Origin of the sequence: Denitrificimonas caeni DSM 24390 (assembly GCF_000421765.1) — a bacterium.
Classification (GTDB): Bacteria; Pseudomonadota; Gammaproteobacteria; order Pseudomonadales; family Pseudomonadaceae; genus Denitrificimonas; species Denitrificimonas caeni.
This window is the reverse complement of sequence record NZ_ATXQ01000002.1, coordinates 463,121-487,837: the sequence shown is the minus strand read 5'-3', so window position 1 is coordinate 487,837 and position 24,717 is coordinate 463,121. Positions and strand designations below refer to the sequence as shown.

At 46.6% G+C, this 24,717-nt stretch carries 21 protein-coding genes and 1 pseudogene; 12 read left to right on the top strand and 10 right to left on the bottom strand.

The window, feature by feature from the left end; all coding sequences use genetic code 11:
* Positions 1-29 precede the first annotated feature (29 nt).
* Positions 30-458, top strand: a complete 429-nt coding sequence (locus tag H591_RS0105280) for a hypothetical protein (RefSeq protein ID WP_408605534.1) — start codon at positions 30-32, stop codon at positions 456-458.
* A gap of 30 nt (positions 459-488) precedes the next feature.
* Here the strand turns inward: H591_RS0105280 and H591_RS0105275 are convergent, their stop codons facing one another.
* The 6 genes and pseudogenes from H591_RS0105275 to H591_RS0105245 form a co-directional block, all read right to left on the bottom strand.
* Positions 489-3,611 carry a site-specific integrase gene (locus H591_RS0105275; RefSeq protein ID WP_022965908.1) on the bottom strand — a complete coding sequence of 1,041 codons (3,123 nt, stop codon included), beginning with the start codon at positions 3,609-3,611 and terminating at the stop codon, positions 489-491.
* A complete protein-coding gene (locus H591_RS0105270) occupies positions 3,608-5,845 on the bottom strand; it encodes a hypothetical protein (RefSeq protein WP_022965907.1) in 2,238 nt (745 codons plus the stop codon). The genes H591_RS0105275 and H591_RS0105270 overlap by 4 nt, the downstream gene beginning before the upstream one ends.
* Positions 5,846-5,854: 9 nt before the next feature.
* Positions 5,855-6,463, bottom strand: a complete 609-nt coding sequence (locus H591_RS0105265) for a hypothetical protein (protein WP_022965906.1) — start codon at positions 6,461-6,463, stop codon at positions 5,855-5,857.
* 403 nt (positions 6,464-6,866) lie between these two features.
* Positions 6,867-8,155 (bottom strand): annotated as a pseudogene (locus H591_RS15610) (ISL3-like element ISPpu12 family transposase).
* 21 nt (positions 8,156-8,176) lie between these two features.
* A complete protein-coding gene (gene lspA / locus H591_RS0105250; RefSeq protein ID WP_004813174.1) occupies positions 8,177-8,689 on the bottom strand; it encodes a signal peptidase II in 513 nt (170 codons plus the stop codon).
* A 3-nt stretch (positions 8,690-8,692) separates the two neighbouring features.
* Positions 8,693-9,589, bottom strand: coding sequence for a cation transporter (locus H591_RS0105245; protein ID WP_022965904.1), 897 nt, complete (start codon positions 9,587-9,589; stop codon positions 8,693-8,695).
* A 95-nt stretch (positions 9,590-9,684) separates the two neighbouring features.
* Here H591_RS0105245 and cadR point away from each other — a divergent pair, with 95 nt between their 5' ends.
* The gene (gene cadR / locus H591_RS0105240) at positions 9,685-10,092 is read left to right on the top strand and encodes a Cd(II)/Pb(II)-responsive transcriptional regulator (protein ID WP_007148576.1); all 408 of its coding nucleotides are present in this window, start codon (positions 9,685-9,687) and stop codon (positions 10,090-10,092) included.
* Between the two features lie 855 nt (positions 10,093-10,947).
* Positions 10,948-12,078, top strand: a complete 1,131-nt coding sequence (locus H591_RS15710; protein WP_022965902.1) for a sensor domain-containing diguanylate cyclase — start codon at positions 10,948-10,950, stop codon at positions 12,076-12,078.
* 150 nt (positions 12,079-12,228) lie between these two features.
* Here H591_RS15710 and H591_RS15705 read toward each other — a convergent pair whose 3' ends face one another.
* On the bottom strand, positions 12,229-12,633 hold the full coding sequence (locus H591_RS15705; RefSeq protein ID WP_022965901.1) for a lysozyme inhibitor LprI family protein: 405 nt from the start codon (positions 12,631-12,633) through the stop codon (positions 12,229-12,231).
* Between the two features lie 249 nt (positions 12,634-12,882).
* Here H591_RS15705 and H591_RS0105220 point away from each other — a divergent pair, with 249 nt between their 5' ends.
* The 8 genes from H591_RS0105220 to H591_RS14890 all read left to right on the top strand — a co-directional run bounded on the left by H591_RS0105220 (position 12,883) and on the right by H591_RS14890 (position 18,793).
* On the top strand, positions 12,883-13,119 hold the full coding sequence (locus H591_RS0105220) for a DUF2789 family protein (protein WP_022965900.1): 237 nt from the start codon (positions 12,883-12,885) through the stop codon (positions 13,117-13,119).
* A 486-nt stretch (positions 13,120-13,605) separates the two neighbouring features.
* The gene (gene exaC / locus H591_RS0105215; protein ID WP_028244195.1) at positions 13,606-15,126 is read left to right on the top strand and encodes an acetaldehyde dehydrogenase ExaC; all 1,521 of its coding nucleotides are present in this window, start codon (positions 13,606-13,608) and stop codon (positions 15,124-15,126) included.
* A gap of 335 nt (positions 15,127-15,461) precedes the next feature.
* Complete coding sequence (locus H591_RS0105210; RefSeq protein ID WP_022965898.1) at positions 15,462-15,881, top strand: hypothetical protein; 420 nt, start codon at positions 15,462-15,464, stop codon at positions 15,879-15,881.
* 94 nt (positions 15,882-15,975) lie between these two features.
* Positions 15,976-16,302 (top strand): hypothetical protein, encoded by a 327-nt coding sequence (locus H591_RS0105205; RefSeq protein WP_022965897.1) that lies wholly within the window; start codon positions 15,976-15,978, stop codon positions 16,300-16,302.
* Positions 16,303-16,403: 101 nt separating this feature from the next.
* Entirely contained in the window at positions 16,404-16,838 is a 435-nt protein-coding gene (locus H591_RS0105200; protein WP_022965896.1) for a hypothetical protein, read from the top strand.
* Between the two features lie 171 nt (positions 16,839-17,009).
* A complete protein-coding gene (locus tag H591_RS0105195; RefSeq protein WP_022965895.1) occupies positions 17,010-17,369 on the top strand; it encodes a hypothetical protein in 360 nt (119 codons plus the stop codon).
* Between the two features lie 166 nt (positions 17,370-17,535).
* Complete coding sequence (locus H591_RS0105190) at positions 17,536-17,784, top strand: DUF3297 family protein (RefSeq protein ID WP_022965894.1); 249 nt, start codon at positions 17,536-17,538, stop codon at positions 17,782-17,784.
* A 295-nt stretch (positions 17,785-18,079) separates the two neighbouring features.
* The gene (locus H591_RS14890; RefSeq protein WP_022965893.1) at positions 18,080-18,793 is read left to right on the top strand and encodes a sterol desaturase family protein; all 714 of its coding nucleotides are present in this window, start codon (positions 18,080-18,082) and stop codon (positions 18,791-18,793) included.
* 217 nt (positions 18,794-19,010) lie between these two features.
* On the opposite strand, the gene H591_RS0105180 is transcribed toward H591_RS14890, so the two are convergent.
* Positions 19,011-19,904, bottom strand: coding sequence for a LysR substrate-binding domain-containing protein (locus tag H591_RS0105180; RefSeq protein ID WP_022965892.1), 894 nt, complete (start codon positions 19,902-19,904; stop codon positions 19,011-19,013).
* Positions 19,905-20,281: 377 nt separating this feature from the next.
* Between H591_RS0105180 and H591_RS0105175 the strand changes: the two genes are divergently transcribed.
* On the top strand, positions 20,282-21,409 hold the full coding sequence (locus tag H591_RS0105175) for an S-(hydroxymethyl)glutathione dehydrogenase/class III alcohol dehydrogenase (RefSeq protein WP_022965891.1): 1,128 nt from the start codon (positions 20,282-20,284) through the stop codon (positions 21,407-21,409).
* Positions 21,410-21,529: 120 nt separating this feature from the next.
* Here the strand turns inward: H591_RS0105175 and H591_RS0105170 are convergent, their stop codons facing one another.
* A complete protein-coding gene (locus tag H591_RS0105170; protein WP_022965890.1) occupies positions 21,530-24,043 on the bottom strand; it encodes an ABC transporter permease in 2,514 nt (837 codons plus the stop codon).
* Positions 24,034-24,717 (bottom strand): ABC transporter ATP-binding protein, encoded by a 684-nt coding sequence (locus H591_RS0105165; protein WP_022965889.1) that lies wholly within the window; start codon positions 24,715-24,717, stop codon positions 24,034-24,036. Before H591_RS0105165 ends, H591_RS0105170 begins: the two co-directional genes overlap by 10 nt.

The following is a 24,717-nucleotide window of genomic DNA, read 5'->3' as shown; positions in this document are numbered from 1 at the left end:
CTGCAGTACCTTACCAAATTGGTTAGGTGTTGCACTCAGAATTAGAGATCGCCAAGATTTTGGAAGAAACGAATCGCTTCGGCGCAGATAAGAGCATTATTGGTTTAAAAGCTGCTATTGCAATACTCGGAAAGTGGGGCGCTAGCTCTAAGCAGATGTGTGCCATCTTGTGCATCACTCCTAGCATCCATGCAAGTGCACAAAAGCAAACTCAAAACGAATGGACTATCAATTTTGACGAAGATGTTATTCAGCGTATTAGCTTAGTGTTGAACATTCACAGTCTGTTACGGCAAATCTTTGACAATCCTAAAAATGTGTATGGGTTTGCAAGTATGAAAAATGACAATGGGTTTTTTAATGGGCGTGCACCTCTTGATGTGATGGTACAGGGTGACCTTGCTTCATTATATGAAACGTTAAAGCATGTAGAAGCTTTACACGCAATTAGCCAGTAAAGGTTGATATGCTTGTAACTGTCAACACCACTATTCTTGTGACAGAGAATGGACTGTATCAACAGGCAGCGTAATAAGTAGCATATGACATACATATTTTAGCGCCGCCGATGAGTATTTTGTCAGAGACCCTTTTTTGTTGAGGATCTGACTTTCGTCAGGGGTTTTAAGTGATACAGCTATTCCGGTGTAGTTTGGTTTGGCTTGCTTATCAATGGAAAACCTCGTGTTGAGTTTTAGCTTTAGTTTGAGAGCTCTAGTTCTTTCAGGTGTTGTAGAGCGTAGCCGCCATTGCGCAGCATCAAATAGCAGCTCTGCTATTTGCAAGAAGCTTTTTAGATCATCAAACTCAGATCCTGAAAAGTATAGCTCTGAGCGAGTAGGCTGTGTTTTTGCAAGGAATACGTTTAAAAACCAACGAAGTCTGTCAGGCTTTTTTTCGTAGAGAATGATTGCATTATTTAGCATTTTTCCGGCCTGTACCGTTAGGCTCGTATTATGCAGTGGGGCTGGGAGTAACAAGCCGTCGGTATTGCTCTCAAAACGTTCACTACTAAACAAGCGAGGCTGCTCGTTGCGTGTCGTGAGTTCACGCAACTCAATGGCCCTGTTTTGCCACTGCTCTAAAAGCTGTTGTGGCACGCTATAGTCCTGTGAAATCGACTCTACAGAATGTTTAACTTCGAGCTGCTTGATAAGGTAGTAAGCCTCATCCATTTCTAACGGATTTCCAAAAGAGCCCGGGAGGGTCGATAGCATAAGTTCTGCAGGACTTTTATCGCCAAGCGTGGCGTTGCTTTTAGACGCTGTAAAATTACGGATACGGTTTTTTAGTAACTCCTTGCTGATGTCGTCCCAAGAGCGAATATGGTTTTTCAGTTCGCGGGTTAGTGCAGACAGCAGGTTTTGTAAGTGCAGTGTTTTGGTAGTGCTTCTTGTGGCCTTTGTGCCTTCTGATGATCGAGGCGTTATGAGTCGATAGAGTTTTCTTTCAGAAAAGCCAGTGAGTTTCTCAATTGCTTTAAATGAAATGCTGTCATTACTGCGGCAGAGCTGCCATCCAGCCTGTATATGCGCAAAGTGCACGTATGATTGAAACGTTTGCTGTGGTGTAAGGTGGCCAGCCATCTGTGCAAGAGCATTCCAGCTATCGGAGCCGCTATCTACTGTGCCTAGTAATCCCTGTTTAATACGCTCTACATCGGCTTCTGAATAATCAGTAAGGTATTTGATCAGCTCAAAATCACTCTGCAGGACAACTGCCAAGTTACTTAGGGCTGTATGACGAAACGAGTGGAAGGTATAGCCATGCTCACCCACAACTGCATTTAGCGCTGACCGCAGTACGCTGTAAGCGAAATGACCTGGTAGAGGACTGTCGCTGTTTGCAAGTGTAAATAAAGCTATATTTGGCTGGTTATGCTTGAGGCGTCTTTGCTTATACCAGTGCTCTTGCATTAAGTGCAGTTCGTCAGGCTTTAGCAGGGCTGAGAGTCGTATTCTGCGGAATGCACTTGAGGATTTTATCGAGCTAATCCGGTTTGCTCTGATCAGTAAACTGAAGCTGAGTACCTTATTATTTTCAAGTGTTACAGCCTCAATATCACGCAGCTGAATGCCCATGATTTCTTCGCGACGCATGCCAGTTCGGTAGGCCAGCGTATAAATAAGTACTAGAGTGTTTTTATCCGCCTCATTTATTATTGCTGCGGCTTTGACCGTCTGTATTAATGCAAAGAATAAAGAAGGACTGACTACTCGGGCTGAACAGATATCTTGATGGTTAACGTACTCAAGCACAACTGCTGGCGCACTACATTTCCTCATCATGAAGTAGTGAAACTGCATAAGACGGCCTGCATCGAAAGCTTTGCTTGCCACTGGCCGCGTGGCAATAATTTCATGATAGAGATCTTCATAGTCGCTGCTATCAAAATCTAATATATCAACATCGGCGGTCAGTGAAATCCACGGATGGGCGACTGAACTCATGTAACGTAAAATTGAACTGTTTTTCAGTACCTTTCCTTTTGAGCCTGTGGTCAAGCTAATAATCCAAAAGATTAATCGGCGAGATCCTTCATGTTCGATCCCTTCTAAAAGCAGTGTTAATCTATCTGTGCGGTGACTGAGTGGGGCGTCCAAACTGGTTTTTATTTTATTGAGAATGCTGTCTGATAAATGTGTAGCGCCATTATTTTTTTTGATTGGTTCTTTTTGCAGGATTAGCATCTCTTTTTCAGGCTGATATAACACAGCATTTGAAACTGGCTGGTAAGCTTTGAAAAAGCGGGCAAGCTCACGTACAGATAGGCTGCAGGTTTTAGTTTTTCCTTGCATGACGCGAATTAATGTAGGGCATAAGGTTACATTCGGTTTTAAGCCCCAAATGTAGTCAGCTGCTCGCAATAAATTTGGTGCGCGATATTTTGCGCTAATTGGCCTTAGTGCTGTTTCTAATAAAACATTTGTGTCGAGAGGTTCAGAGTATTGCTCTTCTAGAGCATAAGCTTTGCTCAACCAGATTTGGGTGAGGGTATCCGGCGCGTAGAAAAAACTACGGTATAAGCCGGTTTGCCGGATGTCGTTACCGTAGGAACTATCCTCAATATCGAGAGTTAAGCAGATGATATCGTTATCTGGTCCAAATACAGTTAATGGCTTGCGCTCGAGTACAGCTTTTACCAATGACAACAGTCCTGGCTGATCATTCAGTCCTCCCATTATTGCTGAGAATATCAGCCAGCCTAGTGTTTCTTCAGTACTGTATTTGTCTGTTTTTTCCCAATGGTCAATAGCTTTTGCTTGCAGCTGTTTAGCCTCTTTTCCGTGTTCAAACCATGAGTGGCTTATAACTGGAGGCGTGCGCTTAAGTAGTATTGGCACGCTTGGCTCAGGATACTCAGCACCTATATTGCTGCTGTTATAGTCACGAATAAATTTGAGAAACTGGTATCGTGCTGCTCTATAGTGCTTTGTTTCTGTAAATTGCATCTCAAGTTTGCTAAATATGTGACTGTATTGTCCTGGTGCATTGCCTGGAGCGTGCTCTAAGTCCTGCCAAAGACTTTTAATCGCAGTCTGTGCGTTAGCTGCAACAGTTTTAAGTCTTGTTTTTCTACGTTTTGCACGCTCTTCAAATGTATAGCTCATACTTCGCACCAGCCGTTAGGTAGCTTTAGCTGTAGGCTGTCTGCAAGCTTGTCATAGCTACCTGCAAGTTGTTTTATTTGCTGTAAAGGCATTGAGGAAAAAGGATTTAGAGTTTCTTGGTCGGGGTCCTCGTGGCCAAAAGCAGCGTTAATAATAAAGTCGGGTTGAAGGCCAGATAAAAATGAGCGCCCAAAATGGCGTGTCCAATTTAAAGGGTACACGGGTAAACCTTCTGTGAGCTTAATAATGTGTACTGGCTGAGCCGCTTCCCAGGCTGCTTCAGTACGAAAAAAAAGAAGGGGATATTTGCTATGTTCTAGCTGATCAAGAATATCGGCTAATGTGGCATCTTCTAGGCCTAGGCTGGTTTTTAAGTCATTCAAGTAATTTAGATAGCCCTTTATTGCTCGGTTTAAAAAGTCACAGATTGGAACGATTCGCCCAGCGCTGGTACTACGAGCCTCCTTGTCTGATACCCATAGTAAGCCGGTTTCTAAGTCTATTTGACTCAACATGCCTGGGATGTGATTTACAGGGCGAATAGAAGTCAGCAGTAAAATTGCGTACCAAAGCCAACATGTTAGAGCGTTGTGTTTGTTTATTTTATCTTTAGAGTTATTAGCGCTTTGTAAAAGAACGCTCATGAAATCAGTTGCTGCTTGAACTGTAAGTAAACTTTGACTACCGGAGCTAATATTTAATTTAAAACTTAAATAGTCGAGATTAAGGTTGGTATTGGCTGATAAGAATGATATTGATTTTTTGTATATTCTAAATATTTCATTTGATGAATAACTAGAATAATACAAAGCAGATGAATGTTTAGGGCTGTAGCCACATATTAAATCAGCTAGAATTTTATCATCAGTATGACGTCTAATAATGGTATGCAAGGCAGATGCTATACGACCAGCTGATAATAATACAATTCCAGAACGGTTAGCATGAAACTTTATTCGATCCTCAATGTTTTTTAGTTTATCTGAGGCGTGTAGTCCGTTTTTAATTGTTCCATGCAATAGTGGTGGTAGTGGAAGATAAAAGAACTTTTTGTTTCTTTCTAAATGATGTTGATGATATTTTCGACCTGAACTGGGTACCTCTAAGTCGACTTTCCACAACAAGTTGTTACTATTTTTTTTGTTTTTATAACTGACAATATGCTTGCTGTTGATGAATGATTTGATACTTTGCAAGTCTTTTATAGCCGTACTCGTTAGTAAACTTAGAAGTATGAGTACGTCAGCTTGGTGGTCTTCATTAGTGTAGGTGCTATCAGTTATAGACGTGTGTAGAGAGCTGAATAGAGCCTGTACCTGTTCTGGAAGTAATATACTGGGTTCGCTATAAAGTTCGAAAGAGCGGCGTGCAATATGTGCTGAAGTGAGTCTAGTAGTAAATGCTTGGGCTGCTGCTGAGTCTTTAATAAACTCTGGCGTATCTTTGCTGGCGTCAATTAATCGCTCTGTTTGTGGGTCATCAAACCTTTGCTCATCTTGATTGACCTGCAGTACAGGGTTTTTTATAGGGAAGCTCAGCCTATGTAGTGTGCTATCAGCCTCTGGTGTTAATGGTAAGCGGTAAGGAAACTTTAGCTTCTGTCTCGGTCCAGCATTAAAACGATCGATTTTAGCTTTTTTGGTTAGCGCTGTGTCATAAGCATGATGAATTTCTCCGAGTCTGGCGTATGCATCGCTTGGAATAATCTCATTGACTGCATCATTATTTAGGAAAGGATCTTTTTTTTGACTTTCAAGAAGCTCGGTTAACTGTTTCCAGTTGCACTCTATTTTGGGCAAAGTCGACCAAAGCCAGCCGTAGCGATTTGGGGTGCTCAGAGGCAGACGGAAGCGTGTACATAAAACCCTCAGTAGATCTTCACGCTCATCCATTCCTGCCAATGAGAGCAATACATGGGCATTCATAGCAGCCCAGTCCATTGCATGCTCTAGAGTAGCGTTATCATCGGCTAACCCAAGTGAGCCTATATAAGCGCTGGCAGGAAATCTAACACGTAACTGCTTTGAGACTATGTGCTGGTGCAACTCTGCAAGCTGCTCCTGGGTGATTGTTGGCTCAGGCCAGTCTAGCGGAGGATGATAAACAGGGGAGCTGGTATCTGCTGTGTTCAGCCGTAGCAAGCTATTTAAATATAATCGGACTTGCTCAAAGTCAGGAGAGCTCTCAGGAATAAGCTTGTATATGCGTTGTTCTGTCTGCTCTGCACTGATCATAAGGGTTGTTTACTCTTCATTAACCTGGGGGTGGTCTTTTCGGTAACACGCCCGCATCCGCTCATATGCGCGCTTGTCCATACCCGATAGCTGTAGAAGCATTTCAACAGTTATGCGGTCTTTACCAAAAAACTGATTGATTAATAATGGTGGCATAAGCTGATTGATGACGTCTCGGTAGGAGACCCAGCCAAGTCTGCGCTCAAGGGGTAAAAACATTAGTTTTGCTACTTCAAACCATGAATGCTGAAGAATAGCTTCAGGGTTCGGGCTTGATATAAGAGTCATGGGTAGTTTGCTAATGTCTAAATGGATGATTTGTTGAATCGTGTCAAATCCATTCAAAAAGTACAGAGTTTGCCGAGCTTGTTTATTAGTAGTAGATGATTGCTCTTCAGTGACAACGGCCACTTTATTTGCTGTTCTGACGTAGAAATCTTTTATCTGATCGGGAATAGCATCATGCTTTAAATCATGTTTTTTTACAGCGCTCCATGCTTCGAAAGCAGGTAAAGCTTCTGGATGGCAGATGAGCTTTTCTTTAGATGAGTTGAAAGATTTATTGCTGATTTTTTCGCCGAGCTTTAGCAGTTCAAGCTGTTTTTGTGAGTTTTCCATAAAGTCTAAGGTACTGATAAATAAGCTTATAGCTAGTTACCATGCTGCAATGGCCACTGTCAACTTTCTACTATGGTGAGACTGATTGTGTCGCCTAATGGCTAATCAATTGAAAAAGTTGCCAGTGAGATTTTTTCTGAGTTGTATGATGAAAACCTATTAGCCGACTGTACTCAACAGGAGTTGGTCGCGCTACATGGCTATGCTTTTGAGTGGTCAGGCGTTTCTGGCGAGCAGATGGCGCAAGCTTGTTTGGCAGCAAGACAAAAAGAGCCTGATTATCAACCACTAACTAAACTGCTCAGGTTGCATATCAAAGTAAAGCCTTAAAGGGCTAATAAATAGGGGTATACGGATTTAATGGTTGATGGGGCACCTTCACCCCATCAATCTGATACCACCCTCAGATGGTTGATAGATCGACTCCGTAGTTGAGTTCCTCTGCGAAGTCCGACAGTCCGTAACCGATGGTTTTCTTGTAGAAAGGAGAGACCTTCGCAGTCGGTGCCTTCTTCTTGTGCTTCGTGGTGTAGAGCATTCGTGCCCGCATCACCTCGAAGGAGTAACCGCGCCCTTCACGGTTCTTGTCCTTGGCCAGTCGGTTGATGGACTCCGTGTAAGCGTTGGTGACGGGCATGTCCGTCTCGAAGTAGGTCATGGTCTCTTCGCGCCAGTTTCCCACTGCCCTGACCAGATCGCTCCAGACTTCCTTTTGGCCCTTCGGGATGGTGGCTATCCACTCGTCCAGGGCGGCTTCTGCCTGGAGCCGTGTGGTGGCGTCCCAGATGCCGTAGAAGCGCTCCTTGTGCTCGTAGGCGGCCAGCAGTTGCGGGAACGCGCCTGTCCAGGTCTCCATGATGAGGCGCTCCCGGTCTGAGACTTCGTGAGCGCGTTTCAGCAGGATTTTCCGGTCTCCCTTGAGAGTCCGCTCTGGGACGGTTTCAGCTCCTTTCTGAGGCCCTTGCGCACTCTCTCTAGGGCATCGTTGGCCATGCGCACCACATGGAACTTATCGACCACGATACGGGCCTGGGGCAGCACAGCCTTGACCGCTGCCCGGTAGGGGTTCCACATGTCCATGCTGACGATCTCGACCTTCTGCCGGTCTTTCAGCTTCATCAGGTAGTTGGTCACCACGTCCTGGCGGCGGGTGGCCAGCAGGTCGAGCAGGGTTCGCTCCTCAATGTTGGTCAGAATGCAGCGGTAGCGCTTGTTCAGGTATAGCTCGTCAATGCCCAGGATGCGGGGCGTCTCGAAGCGGTGCCAGCGCCCCAGGAACTCGGCGCGGGCGTTGAAGATGTCGCGCACCGTCTTCTCGTCCAGGCCGGTCTGTGCCGCCACAAAGGTGTAGGGGTGGTTGAAGGATTCCTTCTCCACGTACTCATGCAGCCGCAGTGTCATACGGAATCCGTCCACCATCTCCGGTAGCTGGGGCCTGAATGTTGTCTTGCAGGCCCGGCAGGTGTATCGGCGGCGGACCACCCAGAGAGTGCCCCGCTTGCCGTGGATGGGCAGATCACGATAGGGAACGTCACGCTTGCCGAACCGTACGAACTCACCCTGCACGCCGCATTCCTCGCAGGCGATGGGATCGGGCACGTCCACCTGGAAGTGCATTTCGTCGTCGGTTGATTTGCAGCCCAGTACTTGGTATTGCGGCAGGTGAAGGATGTTGTCGGGAAGTTCGGTCATGGTGTTGTATAGGCGTAGGTGTCAGTCAGATCCATCCGACTCGGCATTGGTGTTTGCTTTTTTACCCAACAAGCTGCTGGAAACTAAAAGTAAGGCACCGAGGACAATTGCAATATCAGCCAGGTTGAAGGCCGGCCAATGCCAGTCTCGCCAATAGAAATCAAAGGAATCCACAACATAGCCGCGAAAGACCCGGTCAATCAGGTTGCCCATGGCGCCACCGAGGATAAGACTGTAAGCGATGGCTTCTCCTTTATGACGATTTTCAAGGATCAGCTTGATCAGAAAAATCGAGACCACTACCGCGATTCCGATAAAAAAGTAGCGCTGCCAGCCTCCACCATTCGCAAAAAGACTGAATGCGGCACCGGTATTCCATACGTGTACCCAGTTAAAGAATGAGGTCACTGAAATAGACTCGCCATATGCCATTGATTGTTGCACCAGCCATTTTACGGCCTGATCAGACGCTGCCAGCAGGCCGGAGATGGACAACAGAGCGTACGGTGACAGATGTTTGCCAAAAATGGACATTGCTTAATCCTTGAGCGCCAGAATGCGTCTAGCACCGTTAAGCACAATTACCCCCGCGATGGTGCCGATAATCAGATCCGGATAATTGGACCCGGTCCACGCGACCAGAGCGCCGGCGGTGATGACCCCCAGGTTGATCACCACGTCGTTGGCCGAGAATATCCAGCTTGCCTTCATGTGCGCCCCGCCCTCCCGATGTTTGGATATGAGCAGCAGACAACTGGTATTGGCAATCAATGCGACGAATGCGATAGCCATCATCACCAGCGATTCAGGCTCACTACCGAATACAAAGCGTCTCACCACCTCTATGAGTACGCCCACAGCCAAGATCAGTTGCAGTACACCAGCAAGATGCGCGGCACGTACCTGCATTTTCACGCTATGTCCAACCGCATAAAGGGCAAGCCCGTACACCGCCGCATCGGCAAAATTGTCCAGGGATTCTCCAATCAGGCCGGTGGACCGGGCGATCAGACCGGCAGTCATTTCCACCACGAACAGAAGTGCATTGATGCCGAGCAACCAGCGCAGGGTCCCGGATTCTTGCTTAGCAGAAGCTGCCGAAAACTCGGCGGCCTTGATGGTCTCCGGATTTGCAGCGACGGTTTCCTGAAGCGAGGCGCCTAGCCCCAAGGTCTTCAGTTTCGAGGTGACGGGCTCGACCTCGCCGTCATGCACGACCTTCAGCCGGCGGTTCGACAAGTCGAAGGACAACGCCCGAATCTCCTCAAAGCCGTTCAGGGCTAGGCGAATCATTCGTTCTTCTGATGGACAGTCCATCTTCGGCACGGCATAAACACTGACCCATCTCCCTGGCGCCTCGGAGGAGGCCTGTATATCGGTATCCGCTGCGGACGTTGCATCACCGCCACAGGCGCCACCACAGGATTTGCTCATGATACGACTCCACTTGAACAATGTTGTGGTACCATTTAAAACTATAAAGCTACTATAAGGTCAATAGAGTAAAGAATCCGTTGGGGAGGAGGCTGATGCGCATTGGTCAGTTGGCGCAGTTGGTAGGGGTCGAAACACAGACGATCCGCTTCTATGAACAGCAGGGCTTGTTGCCGCCGCCTGATCGGCAGGACAACGGTTACCGTGTCTATACCGAGAAGCATGGTGAGGGGCTGGCCTTCATCCGTCGCTGCAGAATCCTGGGCCTGTCACTGGCTGAGATTCACGAACTACAGAGCTATCAGGACGACCCTCATCAGCCTTGTACCGCCGTCAACACCTTGCTCGATGATCACATCTCTCATGTGCGGTCGCAGATAACCGCTCTGCAAGCGCTTGAGAAACAACTCGTTTCACTGAGAGCGAGTTGCAACGATGACCGGGAAGTTGAGGCGTGTGGGGTTCTTGCTGGAATTAGCGAAGGAAACATGCACCAGCAGTAGGTGAAGCATCAACCAGATAATCCGATGAGATGCCGGTCTGTCTCACTCTCATGCAAAGGTAAGATCAACCATTTAATCCGCTTACCCTAAAAAAGGAGGAGTAATAAATAATCATTAGTGATTATCTAGCTTGATAGTGAATAGGTTGTGGTTTTAATACACCGATTTTATCGGTGTCACTATTGTCAAAAGTCTTTAAATTGTCTTAAGTTGACGTTGGTGTTTTTTGAATATAAAATCACCTGCAGCCAATAGAATAGCATGATGTAGGGCTAAGTCGTTTAAAGCCATTTAGGTTGGTGGGTCTTGCCAAGGTCGGGGTCGCGAGTTCGAGTCTCGTTTCCCGCTCCAAATTTGGCGTCAAGCTAAAAGAAGAAAGAGCCTAAGGGCTCTTTTTTTTCGTCTGTTGTTTAGTTATTTACTTTAAATTTTTTTGATCCTGTCTTGGCTGTCCTAGCCGTATATTATCCAATACCTCACTTGTTCGTTTCTGTTTTCGCTCCAGCGCGTGCTTGTTGGTATTTCTGTGTTTTGAAAGAAAAAGCAACAAGTTGCCTAGTCATTAATTTTGCTGCGAGCCTCTTCCTTGGAAACTCGCAGCGGCGATGTAAATCATGGTCTAAAATTATCAAGCAGATCATTAAGTTGAATGTTGATGTTTCATTCGCCAGCAGTAAATTAAAGCATCTTCGCGTCTTCTCTATGGCCTGTTGGGTGACTTTAGTAAGTTTTAGTCTGCGCATGAGGCAGTAAAAAGCCTAGACCTATGATGAAAAAAGGAGAATGCTGCATAGGAGGATGGCACTATGATATTACCAAGAGAATTGTGCTGCTGGTTTTACTGAGATAAAGCATATGAACTCAAATGACAAACATGCCAGCCGGCAAATGCAGGAACTCATGCAGCGTAACCAGATTTTAGAAGCACAAATTGCTGAACAGGCTGTGCCAATATCTGGGCTAAATGAACAGCTGCAGATTACCAAGGAAAAGCTTGCTGGCACGATTATCGAGTACCAACTAACTGAAAAGGCATTGCGTGAAAGTGAGAGTCACTTTCGGCTGATGACGGAAAATGTCGTTGATGTTGTCTGGAAGCTGGATCATAACTATTGTTTCACCTATATCAGTCCGGCGGATGAAAAACAGCGTGGCTATAGAGCTGATGAAGTCATCGGGCATCACGTGTTTGAAATATTTGACGAAGAAGGAATTACCGCAATTAAAAACGCTTCCTTGCAGAGGCGTGATGCTCAGGACAGAGGAGTGCTGCTAGCCAATGTGACATTCGAAGCTCGGCATCGCTGTAAAGATGGCCGCTGGATATGGGGGGAAATATGCTACAACCCCGAGTTTGACTCTCAAGGCAATGTCATTGGCTTTTACGGGGTAACAAGAGAGATAACTGAGCGTAAGCAAATGGAGGACCAAATACGTCGGCTGGCTTTCTATGATCATCTGACTCATTTGCCCAATCGAAATTTGCTCAATGATCGATTAAGTCAGGCTATGGCGGCTAGCAAGCGCAAAGGGTTTTATGGCGCACTGATGTTTATTGACTTGGATAACTTTAAACCAGTGAACGACTCTCATGGCCATGCTGCTGGCGATTTACTGCTGATTGAAGCGGCGCATAGATTAAAAGAGTGTGTGCGCGCCAGTGATACGATTGCGCGCTTTGGTGGCGATGAGTTTATTGTGGTGCTCAGTGAGTTGGAGATAGACGAGGTTGAATCTTATAAGCAAGCTCAGGCTATTGCAGAAAAAATGCGCCTCACTCTGGCTGCTCTTTATCGGCTAACCGTAAATAGTGAGAGCAAGAGTTGCGCATGCGTAGAACACAGATGTACGGCGAGCATCGGCGTGACGTTGTTTACAGGGCAAGAGTCCGGCGTAGAAGAATTGCTTAAACAAGCTGATATATCTATGTATAGAGCCAAAGAAAGCGGCCGTAACTCGATCAGGTTTTATAATTTAGCAGAGTAAAAAGCTAGACTCGCTCTGAGTGAGCTCTAAAATTGGCGATATGCAGCCAGCAGTGCGTTTGGATTTATCGCTATTTTTAACGAGTTCTCGAACATAGCAATACTAAGTGCAACATGTGTTGAATTCATGCTGCACTTAGCGTCATTCAAATTAGAGTTGCTCAGCTTTAATCAGCTCAATTTGCTTATCGGTTAAATCCAGCATACAAAAACCATAGTTAACGATCCCACCAGGTGCGCTATTGCCTTGCTCGGTAAAACGACACCAACTGTCGCGGTATTTTAGCCAGGCTCTTTGGCCCTGGAGCAAGGCGTCTTTTTGCTCCATAGATAAGCTTGCTCTTAATGTCTTGTATTCGGCGTTGAGGCTGACATCTTGGCGAGCCAGTTCTTCTTCAGCGCAAGCTGCCCACTGTGAGTTTTTTAATGCACCGTAGTCAACACTGTCCATGCACGCATCATACTCGGCAGTACGCTGACTTTCTGCTTGTGCAGTTGCCGATAACATAACGAATGCAACTGCCAGTAATAATGTGTTTTTGTTGTTTTTTTCCATGATTCTTCCTTGGCTTGTCTTTATAAAAAAGTGAAAGTCGCACTACAAGTGCTGATGTATCTGCTCGTTCAATCTAGTCAGTACAGTATCACTACTGCAACTTCTCTAGACTTTTTATCTCTACATATGCAAGCAGCCTGTCATTTTTCGCAGGCTACTACGCCTTTAAAGCGATAGCAGAAGTCATGTCAAAACCGCAGTTTTATGGTTATGCTGATAGCGCAAGCAATACATATGGAGAACACGTTTATGCCTACTACAGTACGTATGACCAATTTGTTTTTGCAGTTGGGTTTGGATGCAACGCCTGAAGGGGTTGCGCGTTTTATTAGCGAGCATCGTTTAGCGCCTGAAGTGAATGTGCTCGATGCTGATTTCTGGAACGATGGGCAGCGTCAGCTGTTAAAAGAGATGCTTTGTTCTGATGGCGAGTGGGCGTTGGTTGTCGATCAACTCAATGAAGCTCTGCGTGCGCCTGACAGCTAAACCCACGCGCTGATTTTTGTCAGGTTGGAGTTGCTCAACTGTCTTGCATAAACCCCTTAGTAAGGCAGTTGTTTAAGGCTTAGTTCTCAGGTTTTAGGATAAGCTTGGTAGATTTCTGCTGCCGAGTACATGTGAGAGATCTCGCTAAAAGCGCTGCATTCTTAAAAATGCAGTAGCGCAGAAGGCTGACTCAATATTCTGGTAACGTCTTTGCTGCGGACGATCACTACTGTGCAATGCAGTTGCTCTTCCACTCTATAGCCCAGGCATTTCTCTCAGTAATTGATGCTTAACACATAGCGCTTTTAAGCTTGATTGCATCAGTTTTGGCTCCTTTTTTTGCATATAATCCTTTTTGATATACCAATACTAAAGTAAGGTCGTTTTAGGCGTTCTTGGGCTTTTGTTAAAGGTTATAGCCGTTATTATCGAAGCATACCTTTGCCTGCGGTTGGCGCTGGCATTGAAGATAATGAGGCTGACCTTATGATTTATGCACAACCTGGTACTCAAAATTCTTTGCTGACGATCAAGCCACGCTACGGTAACTTTGTCGGTGGACAGTTTGTGCCGCCGGTAAACGGTGAGTACTTTAAAAACACCACGCCGGTAACCGGTGCTGACTGTGGCGAGTTCCCGCGTTCCAACGCAGATGACATTAACTTAGCGCTTGATGCGGCGCATGCAGCAGCTGCAGCCTGGGGTAAAACCTCTGCGCAAGAGCGGGCTTTAGTACTCTTGAAAATTGCTGATCGTATTGAGCAAAACCTTGAATTATTAGCTGTCGCTGAGACTTGGGATAACGGTAAAGCCATTCGCGAAACATTAAATGCTGATGTGCCTTTGGCTGCCGATCACTTTCGTTATTTTGCCGGCTGTATTCGCGCGCAAGAAGGTACTTCGGCGGAGATTGATGAGCACACTGCGGCTTATCACTTTCATGAACCCTTGGGTGTGGTGGGGCAGATTATCCCTTGGAACTTTCCATTGTTGATGGCTTCGTGGAAGCTGGCACCAGCGCTCGCTGCAGGTAACTGTGTGGTGCTCAAGCCAGCGGAGCAAACGCCTTTATCGATCACTGTGCTGATGGAGTTGATTGGCGAGTTATTACCGCCTGGCGTGCTTAATATCGTGCATGGCTTTGGCCGTGAAGCAGGCGAGGCCTTAGCAACCAGTACGCGAATTGCCAAAATTGCCTTTACTGGCTCAACCCCAGTGGGTTCGCGGATTATGCATGCGGCGGCTGATAATATTATTCCAAGCACTGTTGAACTTGGCGGTAAATCACCGAATATTTTCTTCGCTGACATTATGGATGCTGAGCCTAAGTTCATCGAGAAAGCGGCAGAAGGTTTAGTATTAGCCTTCTTTAACCAAGGTGAGGTCTGTACTTGCCCGTCGCGAGCCTTGATTCAAGAGTCTATTTACGAGCCTTTTATGGCTGAAGTGATGAAGAAGATTAAGCAGATTCGCCGTGGTAATCCTCTAGATACCGAAACCATGGTCGGGGCACAAGCGTCTGCTCAGCAGTTTGAGAAGATCATGTCCTATATGGATATTGCCAAGGCCGAAGGAGCCGAGCTTCTCGCTGGCGGTAAAGTTGAGATGCTCGAGGGTGATTTGGCGCAAGGCTATTACATCCAACCTACGCTGCTAAAAGGCCACAATAAAATGCGCGTGTTCCAAGAAGAAATTTTTGGTCCAGTAGTGGCTGTCACTACTTTTAAGGACGAAGCGGAAGCTTTAGAGATTGCCAATGACACCGAGTACGGTTTAGGCGCAGGTGTGTGGACGCGTGATATCAATCGTGCCTATCGCATGGGGCGGGGTATTAAAGCAGGTCGCGTTTGGACTAACTGCTACCACCTGTATCCTGCACACGCAGCTTTTGGCGGTTATAAAAAATCAGGCGTAGGACGTGAAACCCACAAAATGATTCTGGGTCATTATCAGCAAACGAAAAACTTGTTGATCAGTTATGACATCAATCCTTTAGGGTTCTTTTAAACTAAATTCTATTGCAGGCTTTAAGAGCAAACTACTGTAGCGCTTAATTTAACGGTTTTTGCTTTTAAACGGCCTGTGACAGTAAACTTTTGTGTCTAAATAGAAACAATGTAACCGCTTTTGAAGACGATACTATGGTGCATAGAATATCGTTTCTAGGCGCCGGAGATGGATCGATTTAATAGATTTGTTGCTTCAAATTGCGAGAGATTGAATCGTACTTTTTGATTAATAACCTATTATTTTACTTCGGAAAACCACTCTAGTCGTCAGTTCTACTTGTTGAAACGGGTTAGAATCAGAACCTTAGTCAAAAGTCATAAACATGGAGTGTTATGCACAAATTAAATCTCACACTAATATCTTGCATCGGTGTCTGTGCGCTTTTACTCACAATCATCGCTTTGCCTACTTTAGGCGAGCGAGCGCTTGCGCATTGGGCACTGACTGTCGGTGCATTTTTCAGCGCCTTAGTCATCTCATTGCTCTATGTTATTACTGCACTGATAGCAGTGAAGAGTCATAAGGCATCACACACCATTATTTTAGCGACTTACATTCCTGCATTAGTGATTTGCAGCATTACCGGTGCGCTGTGGGGTATTGTCGGTCACTTGATGGAAACAGAAAAAGTCGATTTCAACACAGCTTTTAGCTCGATCGAATTAATACTGTATAGCGGCTATGCGCTCACCGTATTAATCCTCGCTTGCACACTCACCTATGTCGTAAAACAGCGCCGCACAGCTGCGTAAATAATTACGGTTGTATAACCGTCAGTAGCGCATACTGAGTTGTTTGTAGTGCAGTGCTGTCTTAGTCTTAAAATGACCTTAAGGAATTAGCGTTATGGTGAGCAGCAAACCTAGCAAGTTGCTCGACGCAATTTTGATTTTAATGTCTACCTTTCTTTTCAGTGCCATTATTATTGCGACAGATATTTTAGCACCTCCATATCAATATAAAACGCAGATTTATTCTCAAACATTTAAAAACGGTAATATCAGGTACATTATTCCTTATACTGGCGGCGGTGTTGGCGCATGCAATGTCTCGCCTGAATTAGCATCTGTATATCCAGTGGGCAGTGAAATTTTAATTTCAAAAACTATAATTTTTTACCGCTGTAGTGTTGCGCCTTTACCAGGAAACTGGACGGCGCCCAGACCCTATTGAGACATACTCAGGGTTCTAGCAAGATATTGAAGTCGTTTGGTTTGTTTACTGGGATAGATAAAACCCGCCTCTTTAAATGTGTAAACACACATGGAAACATTATGAGATTTTTAACATATATTGTTGTCACGATGCTTTTGGTTGGTTGCGGATCAGAAACTCTATATATCCCAGCGCAAACAGACATTCAAGAAATCAATATTTGCCAAGGCAGTTCTAATTGCAACATTGGCAAGTCCAGAATTAACGATCAAAAGGTTATAGCAAGTGCTCTCGAAGAAACCAAGGAATATAGTCAGTCATGGCAGACAGAGCTGGAAATGGCCTTAACCACCGGCTGGCTAACCTATCCGTCGGCGAACGATACTGTTGTATTCAAAGGTCGTGATGACACCATGTTGCTGGTTTTATGGTTTGGTACTGGTTGGATAGGTAGTGTGCAAATAAAAGAGGGTAAGTACACCAAACTTTTCAAAAGAGTCAGTGCTGAGGACGTTAAAAATCTTAGGCGCATCTTAAGCATGCAGGCCTCTTAGGCACAGTTGTCATCGAGATGGTGACAATCTCTGCAGTATTTACAAGTAAAATATCTGCTCTATGTACAGACCGAAACATAAGCTATTGCAGCGGTTTATTACCTTAAGACTTGGTTGCTGCAGGGCTTTTCAAAACAACACTTTGAGTTGACGCTTTTTACCGGAGTATGTATGTTTTTAGCCGCACTTAAACCAAGCTTGGCGAAGCTTGGAGCCACTGCATTGATAGTTATAACAACGCTGCTGTATGGCACTCTAAACACTGCATTCACACAAGAAACAGCGAAACAGATGAACGAGGCTTTTTTTGGTGAGCCATTTGTCACGCAGATTAAGCAAATTAATCAGACCTTTGCTTGTGAGCGTGATCAAAAACTTGCCGAGTTCGTTGTGCTGGCGCACAAGAACTCTGAAGTAATGCTGTCCGTCAGAAACGAGCGGTTTGCGATGAGTTTTCTGCTGCTTTTAACTTGCGCTTACCTGTCTGCGTGCATTATTTTACGAAAAAAAGCAGGGCCGCATGCAGCGTAGGCAATGGTTTGAGATCTTTATTTTGTTGACAGGAATGCTGCGTTAGCGCCTATGCTGAGCATACTTAAACGACTTTTTATCGCTACTGCTGTGTCTAGGCAGCATTTCTTGAGCACTAGCGCTATAACGTCTAGAATGGCGCACTTTTATTTATGGCAGGTCAAACATGAACGACACTAAAACGCTACCCGCTTTACCAGATCGACTGTCTGGTAATCCTCGCAGTCCGCACCATGTGGCAGCTATATTCGAAAACAGTATTGGTATCCGACTCAACGGTAAAGAGCGTTCTGATGTTGAAGAGTATTGCATCAGTGAAGGTTGGGTTAAAATCCCTTCGCCGAAAGCCAAAGACCGTCGCGGTCAGCCACTGATGGTGACGCTAAAAGGAACGGTTGAAGCCTTTTATAGCTAAGCTGTAATCATGTAAAGCTGCTGACTGAGTTTGTATACGAGTTAAGTAGCTTTGCCATGAGATTGACTGTAATGGACTATTTCTACGGTTCATTTTTATTGACCCGAATCTTGAGCTAGAGACTTCTAGCGTCGCACCTCACTCCGGCTCACTTCTCTTGCTGAGCTTTGCAAGTTATCCACGGCTGACTTAATGCCGATAGCTCCCTGCTCTAAGCATGTTTGCAGCCTTGCTCTTATTAAAGCTTCTGTCTTGTGGCAGAGTATTGAAGCGAATAAAAATAAGAGAGTCCGCTATGGCAATAATGACGTTCGAAGCAATGATGAAATTCCGTCGCCAATATCGTGATGGTATCTCGGCGAACTACAGTGGTTGGCTGCACATGCTTAGTGTATTGGCTGTTGGTTTAGCAGTGATTGGCTACGCTTTATCTCAACTGCAATCTGCCACACTGCTGGAGTGGTTGACCTTTCCTGTGGTGATAGTGCTGGTTAACTTTGCCGAATATTATGCGCATCGCTGGCTCGGCCACAGAAAAACTCAATATGGCAAACTGTTCTATAGCCGCCATACCGGCGATCACCATAGTTTCTTTTTAGAAAATGCCATGGCGTATGAGTCTGTAAGAGATTGGCGAGTTGTTTTATTTCCGCTGTATTTGATTTTTGCGTTTATCTTTGGCTTGATTTTGCCTGCAGCTTATTTGCTCAGCGAATGGGTCAGCATGAATGTGGCCTGCATTTATGCCGCGGCTGCTATCAGTGGTTATTTACTCTACGAAGTGCTGCACTTTAGCTATCACATCCCACGTGGCCATTGGGCTGAGAAGGTGTTTTTAGTGATTCCAGGCTGGCGAGCGTTACGTCATTTACATGTGCTTCATCATAAGCGCGATAAAATGGCAGAGGCTAATTTCAATATCACCTTGCCGATTTTTGATTTTTTCTTAGGCACGCTGTTTTGGCAAGCAATGGGTGAGTTTGAAAAAGAGCAGGAAGCTCAAGAGTGAGTTCGGGGGCTTTTATGCAGGGCGTATGTGCTCATTTAATTTGCGAGGCATGAAAAATCTAAAAAACATCATCAGTTGGGTAACACCGAAAGTGCTTCTAAAAATGAGGACGCTGTCGGTGGTTTGCTGAGAGGTAGGCGGACTTCTCTACACTCATTGCAAGCCTCTAGTTGCGTGTTTTAATTGAGTTGCCGCGCTAAGAACTATGAGCAGTCAGCTAATAAGCCAGATCAGATTTGCCGGATAATTCTTGGTCTAAATAATCGATGAGCATGCGTACTTTCGGTAATAGGTGTTTGTTATGCGGGTAAATCGCCCAAACACCTTCGTCAGGAGCGCAATAGTCTCCCAGCAGCGGCAGCAGTTGTCCTTTGCGGATATAGCCGCGCACATATTCGCCTGGTAGTTGTACGATTCCGAGCCCTTTTAGAGCAGCATCAGCCAATGCACGTCCGCTATTACAGCGTAGGTTGCCGTTGATGTGGATATTGCGTGTTTTACCGTTGTCCTGAAGGCGCCAGTGACCAAGTGAGCCTTGCAAGCAGTTATGCTGATTGAGGTCGGTGAGCTTAGTCGGCGTGCCAAATGCTGCAAGATAGGCTGGTGCAGCGCAGACAAATAGCGTACGAGTGGCCAGGCGTTTAGCCATCATGCTGGAATCCTCCAGTTGTCCTTGGCGAATACCCAGATCATAGCCTTCAGCAACTAGATCCATTTTCTGATTGCTGAGTTGCAGTTCGACTTCGAGCTCAGGATAGCGGGCGATGAAGTTGTTAATCAGCGGAGCAATGATCAGCTCGCCAAAAGTAATAGGTGCGGTAATCTTGAGCTTGCCTGTAGGTTTGCTGTGCAGATCATTAACGGCATGCTCGGCTTCTTGCAAATCGTCCAGTAATTGACGGCAGCGTTGGTAGTAAATTGTGCCGGCCTCGGTGATTGAGACTTTACGGGTTGTGCGGTGTAGAAGTTTGGTGGCTAAACGTGATTCTAAATCACTGACTTGTCGGCTGACATGGGCGGTTGATATCCCTAGTTTCTTTGCCGCAAGGGTAAAGCTTTGTGTTTCCGCCACGGTGACAAACTCAGCAATACCTTCCCAGTTATATAGCATGCACACTCCTAATCATCAGATTAAACAATAGTCACTCACTCTGGTTTGGCAACTTGCAGCAGTCACAATGACGAGCCAAAGATCTTGATCGCTCTTATTGGCCGACACGCTATACGACAGATAAGTTTCTGCTTTAAAGTCTTTGAATGGCTTTGGGTATTAACCAGCAAGATAACTTGATTGTTACCTGTTAACAAAAGTAATTTACAAAATAAGCTGATTATCTTCTATTAGTTAATAACTATAATGATTGCATAGCGCAAAAAGACATCGTAAATCTGCCAGGAAGCGTAGTGACGGGCATCTATATGATGCCTCGATACGGCGAACAATTGTCTGACGGCGCATGAAATTATCCGATATAGAGGAAAAACCAGATGACACAAAGCATAAAATCTAAAGCAGCTATCGCTTGGGGTCCAGGCCAGCCTCTGTCGATTGAAGAAATCGATGTGATGGCGCCGCAAAAAGGCGAGGTGCGTGTTCGAATTGTCGCATCAGGCGTTTGCCATACGGATGCTTTTACACTGTCCGGTGATGATCCTGAAGGTATATTTCCGTGTGTTTTAGGTCACGAAGGCGGCGGTATCGTTGAGTCAATTGGTGAAGGCGTTACCAGTGTCGCGGTGGGTGATCACGTCATTCCTTTGTATACGCCAGAATGTGGCGAATGCAAGTATTGTAAATCAGGCAAAACTAACCTTTGCCAGAAAATCCGTGAGACTCAGGGTAAAGGTTTGATGCCCGATGGCACCACGCGTTTCCATCATAATGGTAAGCCGATTTATCACTACATGGGCTGCTCAACCTTCTCTGAATATACGGTTTTGCCGGAAATTTCTCTGGCTAAAGTCAATCCCGCAGCGCCGCTTGAAGAAGTCTGCTTGCTCGGCTGCGGCGTGACCACCGGTATGGGCGCTGTGGTAAACACAGCAAAAGTTGAAGAAGGCGCAACTGTGGCTGTATTTGGTCTCGGTGGTATTGGTCTTTCAGCAATTATTGGCGCAGTGATGGCCAAAGCCAGCCGTATTATTGCCATTGATATCAATGAAAGTAAGTTTGACTTAGCACGCCAGCTAGGCGCAACCGATTGCATCAATCCGAAAAAATACGACAAGCCGATTCAGGATGTGATTGTTGAATTGACTGATGGTGGAGTTGATTACTCCTTCGAGTGTATCGGTAACGTTAACGTCATGCGTTCTGCACTGGAATGCTGTCATAAAGGTTGGGGCGAGTCTGTCATTATTGGTGTCGCCGGTGCCGGGCAGGAGATCAGTACGCGTCCATTTCAGTTGGTGACCGGACGGGTATGGCGTGGTTCTGCATTTGGTGGTGTTAAAGGCCGTTCAGAGCTACCTGAATACGTTGAGCGCTACCTGCGGGGTGAGTTTAAACTGGATCACTTTATTACTCACACCATGGGGCTGGAAGACATCAATGAAGCCTTTGATTTGATGCATGAGGGTAAGAGCATTCGCTCGGTCATTCACTTCGATAAGTAATCTGTCTCATTGCCTCGCTCTGTCCTTTTTATAAGGGCAGGGCGACTCGCTAAGTATTCGCGACTGACGAACTGGCTGTGTCGTGTGCAAAGCCAGTTCGTAGATTGCTATCGCGGAGGATTAATTGCCACGCAAAATCTGCAGTGGGCTGCTCTGCAGCACCTGACGTGTACCGAGCATGCCGACCGCGGTAATTAACAGCGCGCCCAGAACTGGCAGAACAATCAACCAAGGGTGTGGCTGCCAAGCTAAATCAAAAGCAAAGCGGTAGAGCATGAGGCTGCTGATTTCGCAGCCTAACCATGCCAATAGACCGCTGCAGGCACCGATTAGCGCGAATTCATTACGTTGTGATTGCACCAGTAGCTTGCGGGATGCACCCAGCGCGCGAATCAGTGCGCCTTGTTGCACACGCTCAGTTAGGGTGCTGTGTAAGCCTGCGATCAGCACGGTAATGCCGGCTGCCAACACAAACAGCAGAATCAGTTCAATCGCTAACGTCACTTGCGCAAGAATATCGCGCAGCTGACGCAGTACTGCATCGACTTGCAAAATGCTCACGCTCGGAAAGGCTTTGGCTAAATCAATACGTTGTTGCTCAGCGTGCTCCGGCAGATAAAAACTGGTCATATAGGTGTGCGCGGCGTTACCCATCTGCTCTGGATTGAAAATCACAAAGAAGTTGGGCTGCATGCTGTTCCAGTCTACCGTGCGCAGGCTGACAATCTGTGAAGGGTAATCGCTGCCGCCGATATGAAAAGTCAGGCGGTCGCCAACGGTTACGCCAAGCTCTTTGGCTAAGTCGTTTTCGACGGATACCTGATAGGGCGCATCGCTTGGGGCAACCGCTGAATTGCTCGACCACCAATGTCCTGCGACGACTTCATTGTCTTTAGGTAGCTGAACCGTCCAAGTCAAATTAAGGTCGCGCTGTAAGGTACGCATCACGCGCGCTTCAGGATCAATCAAGTCGGTTGCGGCTTGCTCATTAATCTTGGTTAAACGCCCTAAAATAACCGGATAGAGCGGCGCTGTATTGCTGCTGATGTTATTCAGGGTTGCGCTAAAATCAGCTTGCTGAGCAGGCAAAATATTAATTGCAAAGTGATTGGGTGCTTGCTCAGGCAGTTGCGCTTGCCAGTTATCCAGTAATTCGCTGCGCAGTAAAACAATCAAGGCCATGGATAATAGAATCAAAGCAAAGGCCATAATCTGACCGACGCTGTTGAGCGGATAACGCAGCAAGTGACCAAGACTTAAGCGCCACGCTAGGCTGCGTTTGGCCAACCAGAAACGTAAGCTTTTTAAGCCGAAAAATAACCCCGCGCCGAGCACCACAGCAGCACCGCCGCCGCCAACCAACAAGGCGCTGGTCAGGCGTATATCCAGATTCAGTTGCCACATTAAAGCTGCCAGTGCCAACAAAACGCTGCCATACAATAACCAAGTGGCTGGCGCTACCGGCAGTAAATCACGACGTAACACGCGCAGTGGCGCAATCCGTCCCAGGGCAATCAAAGGCGGTAAGGCAAAACCAGCGAGCATCACCACGCTGGTGGCAATGCCTGTGACAAAAGGTTTTAAGCTGCCGGCTGGAATGTCCTTAGGTAATAACCCTGCCAACAATTCAAACAGTGCAAATTGTGCCAGCCAGCCAATTAGCGAGCCTAAGACGCTGGCCAATAACGCCAGTAACAACAGTTGCAAACAAAATAACCAGAGAGTGTGTTTGCGCGATAAGCCAAAGCAGCGCAATAAGGCGGCCTGATCAAAGCGCTGGCGCGCGAAGCGACTGGCGGATAAAGCGACTGCCACTGCGGCCAGTAAAATAGCGGCTAAGCTGGCCAGGTTTAAATAACTGGCTGCGCGCTCAAGGGCGCTGCTGACTTGTTGATTGCCGTCTTCTAGGTCTTCAATGCGCTGGTGAGGCAGCAGGTTTTTTTCTAGGGTGCTGCGTAGGTTGTCTATGGCTTGGGCATCGCCGCTCCACAGCTGTCGATAGCTCACGCGACTGCCGGGTTGCAATATATCAGTGGCAGGCAAGTCAGCGAGGTTGATCATCGCTCTTGGCGTAAAGCTCAGTAAATTGCCAGAACGGTCAGGCTCGTAGGTCAGAATGCGACTGACATTAAAGTGCGCTGCGCCAATCTCAACGCTGTCGCCCAGTTGCAAAGCTAAGCTGGTCAGCAGTTCCGTATCCAGCCAGACTTCGCCAGGTTGAGGACGGCCGCCTTTAAGTTCTTCACCGTAAAGCTGTGTGCTACTGCGCAGTTCGCCGCGTAATGGGTAATGGTCATCAACGGCTTTAACGCTGGCGAGCTGGATGCCATCCTCGGTGGCCAGCATGCTGGCAAACTGCAGGGTTTGTGCGCTATTTAAACGCGCATTTTGCACAAGCGATAATTGCTCGGCCTGCGCTGGTTCGCTACCAGATAAAATCAAGTCGGCGGCGAGAAACTCGCCCGCGCGCAATTGCATGGCGCCTTGTAAGCGTTCTGCGAAGTGGCCAATGGTGCTGCTGCTGGCAACGGCAATGACTAAGGCAAAGAACAAAATGCGCAGCTCGGAGGTGCGGCGTTCGCGCAGCAGTTGTTTGCTGGCCAGTTTCAATAGACCGAGTAATGTCAGTTGCATGTTTGATCCACCTGACGGCCAGCTTCTAAACGTAAATGCTGCTGGCAGCGCGCGGCGAGTTTTTCATCATGGGTCACCAGCACTAGTGTTGTGCCTAACTCTTTATTCATTTCAAATAATAGGTCGCTGATGCTTTCGCCAGTTTGGCTGTCAAGGTTACCGGTTGGCTCATCGGCAAATAACACATCGGGCTGGGTGGCAAAAGCGCGGGCGAGGGCGACACGTTGTTGCTCACCGCCGGAGAGTAAATTGACCGGATGCTGTAAGCGTTTCTCTAAGCCGACACGAATCAGTAGTTCGCTGGCGCGTTGCTGTGGATTGGCGTGACCTGCCAACTCCAGCGGCAGCATCACGTTCTCTAAGGCATTTAAACTGTCGAGCAGCAGAAAAGCTTGGAAGACAAAACCTACGTGTTCGGCACGAATGGCTGCGCGCTGATCTTCATCGAGCGTGTTTAAGTTGTGCCCTGCTAAGATCACTTCGCCGCTGCTGGGTAAGTCCAGGCCTGCCAGTAGTCCTAATAAGGTTGATTTACCTGATCCTGAGCGCCCGATAATGGCCAGCGAGTCGCCTTGGGCAAGATCAAAAGAAACATTGTCCAGAATGGTCAGTTGGTCTTCTGTTGATGAAACCTTTTTGCTAAGGTGCTGGGCGCTAAGAATGGTTTTAGTCAT